We start from the raw sequence: 13,487 nt of genomic DNA on the forward strand, positions 1-13,487 counted from the left end.
GGCAAGAAAAAAACTCTGTATTAAATACAGAGTTTAGTGAGTCTGACCTTCAACAGTCTTGATATCTTCCTGGTTTTCACCAATAGCTTTAACAGCTGCTTCAATACCAGTCACAATCTGTTCAAGACTTAATGATGGAGCAATTGGCTTACGGTTAATAACCTGGCTAGTGATGAATGGAACATGCATGAATCCACCACGAACATCTGGATATTTATTTGCAAGTGTATAAAGTACACCATACATCAAATGGTTACATACATAAGTACCAGCAGTATTAGAAACACTTGCAGGAACACCAGCTTTACGAATTTCTTCAGCCATTGCCTTAATTGGTAATGTAGCGAAATAAGCAGTTTCTCCATCTTCGAATACTGGACCATCTAAAGGCTGATTTCCTTCATTATCAGGAATACGTGCATCATTGATATTGATTGCAACACGTTCTGGGGTTAAATCAAAACGTCCCCCAGCCTGTCCAATACATAATACAGCATCTGGTTTTTCTTTTTCGATTGCAGCAGCTACTGTATCGATAGATTTGTAGAATACTGTAGGAACCATAAGTTTTACAACTTCTACATCTCCTACCTGATCAGAAACTCTTTTAACAGCTTCCCAGGCAGGATTGATTGGTTCGCCACCAAATGGGTCGAAACCAGTTAATAATAATTTCATTTAAAAGCCTCCTTAGAATGCTAAGACATACATTAAGATGATATGAATTACTAACATAATTAATGCAACTGGAACCTGAGTCATAATAATTCTGTATTTATTCTTAGTTTCCAGCAATGCAGCAGGCATGATATTGAAGTTTGCAGCCATAGGAGTCATTAATGTACCACAGTAACCTGCAGTTAAACCTAAAGCACCAACAACAAGAGCATTTGCACCCTGTGCAATTAAGAATGGATAACCGATACCTACTGTAATAACAGCGAAAGCAGCGAAACCATTACCCATGATCATTGTAAATAATGCCATACCTACACAATAGAAGATAACTGCAATTAAATGATTTCCTTCAGGGATAAGTGCACCTACGCCAGCAGCGATAACAGCACCTACACCAGCTGCAGTAAATAATGAACCTAATGCAGATAATACCTGAGGTAAGATACCTGTAGAACCAACATTATCATTTAATCTAACACCATCTTTGAGAGGTGTAGATAGTTTTGGTTTAAAGATAATATATGCAACGATTAATGCAGCAGCAGCACTAATACCAATCGCATTGTTTGCACCAAGATTTGGTAAGAAAGTTGCAACTAATACGGCAACAAGAGCTAAGCATACTGGTGGGATAAATGACTTATATCCATATTTATCTGCATTATCACGAGTTTCCTTAGCAGTTGGGATATGTCTTGCAGCTGGTTTTACTAAACCTAAACCACTTAATACAGCAAGAAGAACAACGATTAAACCAGTAATCCAAGTTGGAATATATGGTCCAACCATAAATGTAACAGCAATTAAGAACCAGAAAATAGCAGTAGTTACTGGCTTTTCACAGTCTTTATTAGTTAAGGCATTAAACCCTGTTGCGGCAAAGATTGCACCAATTACGCAGTAGAATACTTCTGCAATAATAGTGGCTGTATTCCATTCAATTTGTAACATTGTTATTTGCCTCCTTTTCCATATTTCTTATTAAGTTTCTTATCGAACCATAAAGCATAAGCTCCACCAACAAAAACAGAAATAACTGCAATTGGAACAGACCACAATGCAATCTGGTTAGCAGTAACAACCTGGTTAACACCTTGTGACTTAAATAATTCGTTTAAAGTTGAAACAATAAGTAATGTTCCTGAAGCACCCATGAAACAGTTCTGAGCAAAGAAGTTACCATAGTTTTCAGAAGCTGCAGCCATACCTTTGATCTGATCTTCTGTATCTTCATCAATATCACCATATTTCGCAATCGCAGCAGCCTGAGCCATTGGATTGATTAATGGACGAATGAACTGTGGATGGCCACCAATTCTTAATGAGAATGCAGACGCAACAGTACGAACGCCTTCCCAGATCACTAATAAGCGACCTGTAGTAGCATTCTTAATACCCTTAATCAAGTCTACCGCTTTATCACGTAAACCCATACGTTCACATAGACCTACAACTGGTAAAGTTAAAATAAATAAAGTTGCTGTGCGGTTAGTTAAAAAGGCTGTACCTAGTGTATTTAAAATGTCCATGATAGACATACCACTGATTAAACCTGTTACTAAACCAGCAACAACAACTGTTGCAAGAGTATCGAATTTCATTACGAACCCAATAACGACAATTACGATACCGATAAGTTTAATAGCATCATTCATATGTTTTTCCTCTTCCTTCGTAAAATTATGAAATAATTATACCAATAAATGTCGCTATATGCAAACTGATAAAGACAATATTTCATTAAAATACAAATTGTGCGCCCTTACTTTTTACGATATTTGAACAAACAAAAAGAGGAGTACTATAATACTCCCCATTCAATCGGCTGGATAGCCTTGGCATGTCCATCTTTCATAATGACCTTATCATCTACAATAATAGTTGGATTATGTGTCACTAAGTCAAAATGTCCACGGGCATTATGACTGCCTCCTAAGGCAAGATTTCTACCAAAACCAATATGGAATGTGCCAAAAGCTGATTCATCTTCAATATAGCTGGCTCCACGACACTTAGATATTGTATTTAAACCTATTCCAAATTCTGCGGCACAATACATTTCTAAATCATCAAATGATTCTAAGTATTCTTTCAGTTTACGTCCATCTTCTGTATCTTCGATATAAGTAATATAACCATTCTCTATTTTTATTTCTATAGGTCTATCCACTATTCCTATATATCCCATTGATCCATCTAATATAAGTGTCCCATTTGTATGATATTCTACTGGTGGTATATAAATTTCAAAACTTGAAGAAGAACATTTTCCTACTTCCCATAATGAACCATGGAAGATTCCTGGAAAACGATCTGTGATATCAAAGGTGAGGTCTGTACCACGTTTAGTTGTGACATGTATTGTTTTCGCATCACGTAATTCCCAGAACATTGGCATTCCAAGCATTGTGGCTTCATCAGGATCCATTTTTAAGAATTCCTGCTCAAATATTGATTCACCATTATTTGTAGACATGGGCATGGATAAGAACTGTGCACCACGTGAAAGTGCATAGTTCACAGCATCTGTTGTAATAAATGAATAATTGGTTGCCCCTACTATCGCATCTGCTTTAGCCATTTCCCATTTTAAGGCATCTATACTTTTACCATTTTGTATTTCATGTGATTTTAATTGGACAACCTTACATCTAGCACCAATATGATCACATGCTTTTAAAAAGGCATTTGCTTCTTTAAGTTTTGTTTCATCTGTCACAAAATATACTAAATTATCTTTTGTAAGATGGAGCCAGTCTTCCACAACTATTCTTGCTCCTTCATTTATATTCATGTAAAATCAACCTCCGACAATCATTATATAGAAAATCAACATTTCTTGCGATAAATATGATAGAAAACTACTCAACAACTTGTATTGCAGTTCAAACAGATACGACTCCTTCTATCCTTATCTGTATCGCAAAGAAGCTAAGTTATTCAGTAAGTTTAGAAGATTTGGTGTAGATGCAAGAACCTATACAAATGAACACCTATTACCAGAAGTACTCCATAATAATGGTATCCTTATGATTGTCCTCACTGGTATTGGCTAGAATGATTTATCTCATCTTGTGAATGCATCACTCTATGTATCTACAAGAGAAAAATCTTATAAGAAAAACTGGCGTAATTAACAGAATAACGCCAGTTCAGTAATACCATTCTTAAGAATGAAGAATAGAGTCTCCATTTGTTTCAATGATTTCTTTATATTCTTCGTAAGAATCTTTTAGTTTTCTTTCAAGTGTTCCATGTCCATCATTAAAACGATCAACATAGACAAAACCATAACGCTTCTTCATTTCTCCAGTCCCTGCAGAAACAACATCAATAGGTCCCCAATATAAGTAACCCATACATTCAACACCATCTAGAATGGCTTCATGGACATATTTTAAATGTTCCTTGATATAGTACATTCTATATTCATCATGAATATGTCCTGTTTCATCTAGATTTTCATCTAATCCAATACCATTTTCTACAATAAAGAGTGGTAAATGATAACGATCATATAAGATATTCATAACATAACGGATACCTTTTGGATCAACTGGCCAGCACCAAGGTTCTGGTGAACATTCCTTTACAAATGGATTAGCACGTCCTTTTAATCCACCTGTATTACCATCCATACCAACAGACTGATCATATGTACTAGAACGATAATAACTAAATGAGAAGAATGCGACTGTATTTTCTTTTATTAACTGTAATTCATCTTCTCTCATTTCTGGTGCACAGTCATGTTCTCTCCATACACGTTTTACATAACCAGGAATTTCTCCTAAACAGAAGACATCACCAAAATAGAAATTGTTTAATCTTACTGTATTATATGCCCCAAAGACATTATCAGGATTACAGTCATATGGATATGTTGCAACAGATGAACATGTTAACATACATCCTACTTGTGCATCTTTATCAATCTCACGGCATAGTTTAACTGTCCAGGCATTGGCTACACAGATATTATAGTAAGCAAGCCATTTATCTTTTTCAGTTGTTGAACCAATAGGGTCACTAGGGTCTTTTGGATTATCAATAGTCAATACTCCGCCTGCCACTAGTGGGTTGATCATCATATTATTGACTTCATTAAATGTTAGCCAGTATTTTACTTTACCCTTGTATCTATTGAATACTGTAGTTACGTAACGTTTCCAGAAATCAATCAGTTTACGATTGCTCCATCCTCCATATTCAGTAATAAGATGTAGAGGTGTTTCATAATGACTTAATGTGATCACTGGTTCCATACCCAATTCCAACATTGTTTCAAACATGTCATCATAGAAAGCTAAACCTTTTTCATTAGGTGTTTCTTCATCCCCGTTAGGGAAGATTCTACCCCAGGCAATAGATGTTCTAAAGCAGTTAAAGCCCATACCAGACATTAATTGTAAGTCTTCTTTATATCTATGATAGAAGTCAATGGCTTCATGACTTAAGTATGCTTTGTTTGGATCTAAGCACATTTCATATTTCTTTGTTTCTTCATTCCATTTAATACCAGGATCCTTAGAACCAATACCCACCATTACATCAGTGACATTAGGTTCTTTACCATCTTCTAGCCAGGCTCCTTCACATTGATTGGCAGCAACAGCGCCACCCCATAAAAAATTCTTTGGAAAACTCATATTCTTTTCCCTCCTATACATTTCTATTCTAATCTAAAATAAGAAAAGATATGTTGTTCTTCCTATTTATGAAAAATATTTCTAAATATGAAATTATATGAGTCTCGCGTTAAAAGGCTATATGCATCATGCATATAGCCTTGACTATTATTTAATAATCTTGAAATAGTGACCTGGTTCAATCATGTCTAAGAACATCATTTCTTCTTCTTTTACATGACCACAAAGGTTTCTTTCACCATCATTTGGAATATCTCTTAATGCGATTTCTAATTCACCACGATAATGAGCTAAATTATCATTAACGATTAATACATCACCACGATGGAACATCTTCTGTTCTGTTTCACGATGTGGGATACTTTCATTCTTATACTTTACTCTGCTTCCAGATGAACGTAAGAAGAATGAAGAATGATCATAACGATCCCAATGTGGATAGTAATCATAAATGATTTCCTTTTCAACATCTGATAAACCTTCTACTTCATCAATCTTGAAGCAGATGTTCTGGTAATCAACTTCTGATAAGGCTTTTAATTCTTCTTCTGAAGCATAAGCATTACCAATGATAATATCATCAACATCTCCAGTTGCAAGCATTAAACGAGCCTGTAAATCAATTGGAAGACCTCTTAAGATTTCTACTGTTGGTAATCCACAGAATACATTCCAAGGACCATGTGTATGTGGCTGGTTACTTGATACGAATGCAGCTGTATGAAGATTTAATGATTTCCAATAAGCATTGAAGTTAACAAAATAGTTCCAGTCTAAACCAGAATATCTTTCTGGGAAGAAGTTATGACAGATAATAACCTGATCTTTGTTTCCGCCCTGTTCTAATAATAATTCAACACCCTGGTCCATAGAACCGTTGAATTCAATCTGAATATTATAAGGGTTTCTAGTAACCTGGATATCTCCTGTAGTACCAAATGAACCATCTAAACGGATGATATCTACACCCATATCATGGAATGGTTTTAAATCACTATAAGTAGCACCTAAATGTTTAAATACTTCTGGGTTAGTGTCTACTGCAACAACATAACCTAAAGAATGTGCCTTATCCATGAATTCTCCAAAATCCTTCATGATCTTTTCTTTTGGATCATTCACTGATAATAAACAAGTAAAGATTCTTGAGAAGCCATACTTAGCAGCAAGTTCTAAGTAATCATAAACTTCTTTTTGAGTTGATTTTTCAGGATAAACTGAAATTCCTAAGCGATGCATAATAAATCCTCCTATTTTTATTTTCTGATATCATTATATCATTTATACCAATTAAAACAATATGTATTTTATGCAGTATAAATATGTTCTCTCTATATTATACATTAGTTGATTTACTTTGCGTTAAATTTCATTGCTTTGCACATAGTTCACATTTGATATATAATGAACATAATATGGAGGTACCTATGACACTCAATAATATATTAGCGTTCTGTGTGACATTCATTATATCAGTCATCTTAACCCCTTTTATCGGTAAAATCACAAAAGAAATGGGTATAATAGCCCATACTAATAATAGAACTGTACATCACGGTATTATTCCTCGTACAGGTGGATATGCCATCTATGTGGCATTCCTTATAGGGGCAATGGTATTCCTTAAAACAGATAATCAGATCAACTCTATCTTAATAGGTGGTTTGATTGTTTTCTTATTTGGCTTATATGATGATATTCATGACCTTCCTCCAAAGATGAAGGTTCTTGGACAGGTCGCTGCAGCACTTATAGTCATATTTTATGGTGGTATATCTTTAAAAGGATTTACTATTCCTTATATTCCTACTATTCTTTCTTATTCTATTGCCTTAATAGTCACTCTAGGATGGATTGTAGGTATTACCAATGCAGTAAACCTTATTGATGGATTAGATGGCTTATGTGGTGGTATATCCATGATTGTGTTGATCACTACAGGACTCATCTCTATCCATTATGGTCGTACAGATATCACCTCATTAACACTCTTACTTGCAGGATCCATTGGAGGATTTTTAGTATTTAATTTCCATCCTGCAAAAATATTCATGGGTGACTGTGGGGCTTTATTCATTGGTTTCATGTTATCTGTGATTTCTTTATTAGGATTTGGATTTAAGTCCTCTACATTCTTTACTTTAGGGGCACCTATTGTAGTACTCGCAGTACCTATTATGGATACACTCATTGCGATTATTAGACGTAAAGTACATCATCAGCGCTTTGATGAAGCAGATAAAGGACATTTACATCATAAATTAATGTTCTCTCTAGAACTAGGTCAGACTAAGAGTGTTCTTATTCTATATATTGCGACCGCATTATTCTCTATCTGTTCATTTATCCATATATATAGTGTAACTGCATCAATTCTATTATTCGCATTATTACTCCTTGTATTTGAGATATTCGTGGAATATACCAATATGATTTCACGTAAATATAAACCAATTCTTACAATTCTCAATATATTCTTAAAAAGAGATGATTTACCAAAAATCAAAGAATCTAAGACATATTTAATGATAGCAAAAAGACATCATGTGAAATATATTCTTATCGGGTTCTTATGTGCTGTGATTGCAGTAAGTGGCGTCCTTGTTTATCATAATCATAATGATAAGAAGCCTGTCGTCAATACTCCCGTCATTACTTATGCTATGCCAAATCATCCTACTTCTTTAATGAAATCAGTACATGAAGATATCAATGCCTCTCATACTAAGAGAAATACATGTCAGAATGTTGCTGCATTATTTGCGATTGATTTCTTTACTATTTCTAATAAGAAGAAAGATGAGATTGGTGGTGCGCAGTATTTCTATAGTGATCGTTTAGATAACTTTGAAGAGTTTGCGAAGTCTAGCTATTATGCGAGTGTGAATGATATGATAGAAAATAAGACAAATCTTGATGAAGTCACAACATATGAAGTGAACTATACAAGAGCATCCGATGTTACATTAAGTGGTTTAGAAGATTATGAATATACAGATGTTGGGTTAGAAATTACATTTAACAAAAAGAATTTCTATTACAACTATCAAACTATTAACGTAAAAGTAACACTTATAGAAAAGAATAATCGTTTTAGTGTTGTTTCCCTTGACTTCAACAATGGTGTGAGCGAATAAAGGTGTTGTAATCGATATATTTTTATGATATTATTTATTCGCTAATGTAGAAAAAGTCTAAAAGAAAAGGAGGCAGGAAAAATGTTAGAAGTACTTTTGATCATTGTTTCTATAGCCCTAATTATTGTGTGTCTTTTACAAACGGGAAAAACTGATGGTATTGTTAATGCATTAACTGGCCAGAGCTCTAACCTTTTTGCACAGCAAAAAGAAAGAGGTGTGGATTTAGTTCTTACACGTATTACTGTGGGACTAGGTATTGCATTCTTTGTTATCGCAATTCTTATTAAAATGGCAGGATAATAATAATAAAGGGGCACTTATGAGTGCCTCTTTTCTTTTGTTGGAGGTGAATATATGAGAGAAGATGTTTTAGAATTATTAAAGAATAAAGACTTAAAGGATAGAAAAATAGATGCTCTTGCAAGTGCACTACATTATGATTCTACTGAAGAATATATCGCATTTGTAAAGCTTATGAATAGATTAGAAGAAGATGGCGAAGTGATTAGAGATAATCAGAATAACTATCATTTGATTGATGATTTCCATTATTTAAAAGGTGTTTTGAGTTTAAATAAAAAGGGATTTGGTTTTGTAAAGGTTGATGAAGAAACTGAATACTATATTAATAGCAAGAACCTCAATGGTGCTTTTGATCAGGATGAGGTTATGATTGAAACAACTGTCTATAGAGGAAAACCTGAAGGACGTGTTGTAAAGATCATTAAGCGTGGTATGACTCGACTTGTTGGATTAGTCAGAAAAGGTAGAAGAGAACTCATCATCATGCCTGATGATCCTAAGTTTACTGATTGGATTTATGTAGATGAAGCCCATGCACATGGTGCTATGCCTGGACATAAGGTTGTTGTAGAGATTAAGAAGTACAAGCCTTATTTAAAGGGTGATATTATTAAGATTATTGGTCATAAGAATGATCCTGGTGTAGATATCTTATCTGTTGTGAATAAGTATGATGTAGATATTGATTTTCCACAGGCAGTCTATGATGAGATTGAATCTATTCCTCAGTCTATTGATCCAAGTGATATTCCTAATCGTTTAGATATTAGAGATTGGCAGATTGTGACTATTGATGGTGATGATGCCAAGGACTTGGATGATGCGATCTCTTTAAAGAAATTAGATAATGGGAATTATCAGTTAGGTGTTCATATTGCGGATGTTTCATTCTATGTGAATGAAGGAACTGAATTAAATAAGGAAGCGATTAGAAGAGGGACTTCTATTTATCTTGTAGATAGAGTGATTCCTATGCTGCCTCATAAGTTATCTAATGGTATCTGTTCACTTAATGAAGGTGTGGACCGTTATGCAATTAGCTGTATTATGGAGATCAATGATAAAGGGCAGGTTGTAGATCATAATATCTACCCTACTGTTATTAGAAGTTCTCATCGTATGACATACAATAATGTGAATGCAATTCTTGCAGGTCATAAAGGACTAAAGAAGAAATACAGTGATGCTGTTGAGTTATTCTTTAATATGAAAGAATTAGCTGCTATCTTAAGAAAGAAGAGAGATCGTCGTGGTGCGATTGACTTTGATGTAGATGAAGCAAAGGTTCTTGTAGATGATAAAGGACGTGCTGTAGATGTTGTCTTAAGAAATCGTGGTGAGAGTGATCATATTATTGAAGAGTTCATGTTATGTGCTAATGAAACAGTGGCTGAACACTTTAAATGGATGGATGTACCTTTTATCTATCGTATACATGAGTATCCTAAAAAAGAGAAGTTACAACAATTTGTTTCCATTGCGAAGCCTTTGGGTTATACTATTCATGGGTCTCTTGAAAAGATCAACCCTCATGAATTAGCACGTATGATTGAAGAATCTAAGGGAACACCTGAGCATGATATTATTTCTACATTATTATTAAGATCAATGCAGAAAGCACGTTACGATGCTCAATGTCTTGGACACTTCGGTCTTGCGGATGAATTCTATACACACTTCACATCACCTATTAGACGCTATCCAGACTTATTGGTACATCGTTTGATTAGAACTTACTTATTCAAGAATGATTATTCTAGAATGAATGAGTTTGAAGAAATGATTCCAGTACTTGCTGAACAGTCTTCTAATCGTGAAAGAATTGCGATTGATATTGAACGTGAAGTCGAAGATATGAAGAAAGCTGAATTTATGTCTCATCATGTTGGTGAGGTATTTGATGGTTATATTTCTTCTATTACAAGTTTTGGATTCTTTGTATCACTTCCTAATACCATCGAAGGTCTTGTTCATATGACTTCCTTAACAGATGATTATTATGCTTATGATGAAAAGAATCTTATTCTTATCGGTGAACATACAGGACGTATGTTCAAGATGAGTGATCCAGTAAAAGTCAGAGTAACTGAAGCAAATAAGCTAGAAAAAACAATTGACTTCGAGCTTGTAAAAGCTGGAAGTCATAGAAAGAAGAAAAGAAAATTCCGTACAAGAAGGTAATATATATGAAAATCATCTCAAATAACAAAAAAGCATATCATGATTATTTTATCCTAGAAACTTTTGAAGCAGGTATTGAATTAAAAGGTACTGAAATCAAGTCTATTCGCAAAGGCAGTGCTAACCTTAAGGACTGTTTTGTAAGAATTAAAGACCACGAAGCTTTTATTGAGAATATGTATATTGCCCCTTATGAAAATGGAAATATCTTTAATCATGAACCTAGACGTATTAGAAAACTATTGCTTCATAAGAAAGAAATTAGTAAACTAGAGAAGAAGGTTCGTGAGGATGGTTTAACAATCGTTCCTACAAAGCTTTACTTCAATACCTCAAAAGCAAAGCTAGAAATTGCTCTTGCAAAAGGTAAGAAGCTTTATGACAAGCGTAATGATTTAAAAGAAAAAGATGCTAAGCGCGATATTGAGAAAGCTCTCAAACGCGCTTATTAATGGGGGGCGTCTTGGATTCGACAGGGGTCAGTTTGAATCAGGCAGCAGTCGTTGGCAAACGTTACATGCACAAACAAATATCTGGAAACAGAACAAATTACGCTTTCGCTTAATAGTCGATATAGACTTGCGAATGCAGACCTATCTGCGCTTACACCTTTAGAGTCTGTAACATAACCTGTAAGATAAGGGATATAGGATGTTCTGACTATATTCATGAAAATCAATCAGAAATCGGTATGCGAAAGATTGCTTATTGATCGTAACATACTTAAATTGATTCAATAAGATAAACTGTAGACACCTGATATGGAACGGCTTTTGGACGGGGGTTCGATTCCCCCCGCCTCCACCAAAATTAAGAGTTAAAATGGATGTCATCGAAAAAGCACCGATGAAATAAACATTTTTTAAGATATTTTAAAGAATCAAAAGATAGCGATTTACGTGGATGTCACCTATATAAAAGGGTGTCACTACCTAAAAATCGCTATTTTTTACTTTAAAGATGAGGTAAAATGGATGTAATGAAAGTAAAGATTACAGATTATTTATGTTTGATGGAAATTATTAGATAATTATTTTTTGAAAGGAAGTGTTTTTCATGAATTATATTTTAAAACAGTATGATAATGATTTATTGTATTTTTCTATGAAAAATACAAATGATGGATTAGAAGTTTTGATTAATACTGTTAATCAAAATTTACAATATCTTTTACCGTTAGACTTAGAATTAAGTAATGAAGGATTAAAAAAATGGCTTCAAAAAAGGACGATTCCTAGAAATAGAGCCTATGTTTCTAATTTTTTATCTCGATTAGGATTAAATGAAAAAGATACAAAAGGTATTATTGATATATGTCAAGGCTTATCATTGAATGATAGTTATTGGGTTGTACAAGAAAATTGTAAAGACTTATTTAAAGATAAAAATCTTTATCATAATTCTTTTAATACAAATATTGCTTCCATTGCTTTTACAGGATATGGAAATTATACAAAAACTTCATTTAAATCATCGCCTGAATTTACAACAAATGGGATGCTAGCAAAATCATGGAGAAGAATAAAAAATAATATTATTCTTTATAAATCAGGAACAGAAGGATTTGCGAATAGTGGCTTAGAACCTTATAGTGAATATTATGCTTCACAAATTGCCAAAACAATGGATTTACATTATGTAGATTATGGACTTTCTAAATGGAAAGGGAAACTTTGTTCAACATGTTTACTTTTCACAAATGAAAATGTATCTTATATTCCAGTTGGAAGAATTATTAAAACAGGTGGAATAGAGTCAGTTATTGATTATTATAAAAAGCTAGGTGAAAGCTATTATCAAGAATTATTAGATATGCTTGTTTTTGATGCAGTTATTTTAAATGAAGATCGTCATTTTGGTAACTTTGGCTTTTTAATTGATAATAAATCAAATAAAATTGTGGGATGTGCGCCTATTTTTGATAATGGATTATCACTTCTTTGTTATGCTATGGATGATGATTTTAAAAACATTAATCAATACATCCAAACAAGACTTCCTGCAACATATCAAGATTTTATTGCTTTTGTAAAACCACGTATAACAAAAAGACAAAAGGAAAAACTAAGAAAATTAATAGGTTTCAAGTTTGAAAGTCATTATAAATATCGATTACCTAGAAAAAGACTCAAATATTTGGAAGAAATTATTCAAAAAAGAGTTTTAGAATTATTAGAATAGTAGAGTATATCAAATGTTTTTACATGTTCTTTTTCTACTTTTTTCAGAAATTTCTGTAATATTGAATGACTCTAATAAATAATCAATACTTTTTATAAGGTGCCATTTTAATAATGTTTTTAAAATCTCGATAACATTGAGCAATACTGATTTTTCCTACTTTAGAAATTTGTGATAAAGTAATTGGATTTTGATAATTATGATAGATATAATTCAGCATACTTTGCATATACTAAGACCAATACATTAAGACCTACAAAATTTATTAACCGAGGTGTTAGAAAAGGAGGTGCGGACAATTTCTTGGACCTGTTATTTAAATAAGATCCAGTAATTGTCTGTACTCTTTTGGACT

11 protein-coding genes and 1 other RNA gene are annotated in these 13,487 nt (G+C 33.5%); 6 read left to right on the forward strand and 6 right to left on the reverse strand.

From position 1 onward, the window contains the following. Positions 1 to 33: 33 nt before the first annotated feature. The 6 genes from pcp to ACFOZZ_RS01180 all read right to left on the reverse strand — a co-directional run bounded on the left by pcp (position 34) and on the right by ACFOZZ_RS01180 (position 6,566). Entirely contained in the window at positions 34 to 678 is a 645-nt protein-coding gene (gene pcp, locus ACFOZZ_RS01155; protein WP_187011653.1) for a pyroglutamyl-peptidase I, read from the reverse strand. A 12-nt stretch (positions 679 to 690) separates the two neighbouring features. Next, entirely contained in the window at positions 691 to 1,629 is a 939-nt protein-coding gene (locus ACFOZZ_RS01160) for a DUF979 domain-containing protein (RefSeq protein ID WP_055233467.1), read from the reverse strand. Between the two features lie 2 nt (positions 1,630 to 1,631). After that, on the reverse strand, positions 1,632 to 2,333 hold the full coding sequence (locus tag ACFOZZ_RS01165; RefSeq protein WP_278779927.1) for a DUF969 domain-containing protein: 702 nt from the start codon (positions 2,331 to 2,333) through the stop codon (positions 1,632 to 1,634). Between the two features lie 146 nt (positions 2,334 to 2,479). Beyond that, a complete protein-coding gene (locus ACFOZZ_RS01170; protein ID WP_278779925.1) occupies positions 2,480 to 3,472 on the reverse strand; it encodes an aminopeptidase in 993 nt (330 codons plus the stop codon). Positions 3,473 to 3,845: 373 nt separating this feature from the next. Then, positions 3,846 to 5,327 carry a glycoside hydrolase family 1 protein gene (locus ACFOZZ_RS01175; protein WP_055233464.1) on the reverse strand — a complete coding sequence of 494 codons (1,482 nt, stop codon included), beginning with the start codon at positions 5,325 to 5,327 and terminating at the stop codon, positions 3,846 to 3,848. Positions 5,328 to 5,474: 147 nt separating this feature from the next. Continuing rightward, positions 5,475 to 6,566: a DUF871 domain-containing protein gene (locus tag ACFOZZ_RS01180; protein WP_006504857.1), complete on the reverse strand. Its 1,092-nt coding sequence runs from the start codon at positions 6,564 to 6,566 to the stop codon at positions 5,475 to 5,477. Positions 6,567 to 6,754: 188 nt separating this feature from the next. Here ACFOZZ_RS01180 and ACFOZZ_RS01185 point away from each other — a divergent pair, with 188 nt between their 5' ends. From ACFOZZ_RS01185 to ACFOZZ_RS01210, 6 genes are all read left to right on the forward strand, one after another. Next, complete coding sequence (locus tag ACFOZZ_RS01185) at positions 6,755 to 8,464, forward strand: MraY family glycosyltransferase (RefSeq protein ID WP_286696366.1); 1,710 nt, start codon at positions 6,755 to 6,757, stop codon at positions 8,462 to 8,464. A gap of 81 nt (positions 8,465 to 8,545) precedes the next feature. Further along, positions 8,546 to 8,767, forward strand: a complete 222-nt coding sequence (secG, locus tag ACFOZZ_RS01190) for a preprotein translocase subunit SecG (RefSeq protein WP_006504859.1) — start codon at positions 8,546 to 8,548, stop codon at positions 8,765 to 8,767. A gap of 54 nt (positions 8,768 to 8,821) precedes the next feature. Next, on the forward strand, positions 8,822 to 10,951 hold the full coding sequence (gene rnr / locus ACFOZZ_RS01195; RefSeq protein ID WP_286696367.1) for a ribonuclease R: 2,130 nt from the start codon (positions 8,822 to 8,824) through the stop codon (positions 10,949 to 10,951). 5 nt (positions 10,952 to 10,956) lie between these two features. Next, a complete protein-coding gene (gene smpB / locus ACFOZZ_RS01200) occupies positions 10,957 to 11,403 on the forward strand; it encodes an SsrA-binding protein SmpB (RefSeq protein ID WP_006504861.1) in 447 nt (148 codons plus the stop codon). A 2-nt stretch (positions 11,404 to 11,405) separates the two neighbouring features. Next, positions 11,406 to 11,758: a transfer-messenger RNA gene (gene ssrA, locus ACFOZZ_RS01205) on the forward strand. Positions 11,759 to 12,007: 249 nt separating this feature from the next. Next, positions 12,008 to 13,132 carry an XRE family transcriptional regulator gene (locus ACFOZZ_RS01210; protein ID WP_376814520.1) on the forward strand — a complete coding sequence of 375 codons (1,125 nt, stop codon included), beginning with the start codon at positions 12,008 to 12,010 and terminating at the stop codon, positions 13,130 to 13,132. Positions 13,133 to 13,487 lie beyond the last annotated feature (355 nt).

It is taken from the genome of Catenibacterium sp. GCM10023432, assembly GCF_042651925.1.
Taxonomy (GTDB): Bacteria; Bacillota_I; Bacilli_A; order Erysipelotrichales; family Coprobacillaceae; genus Catenibacterium; species Catenibacterium mitsuoka.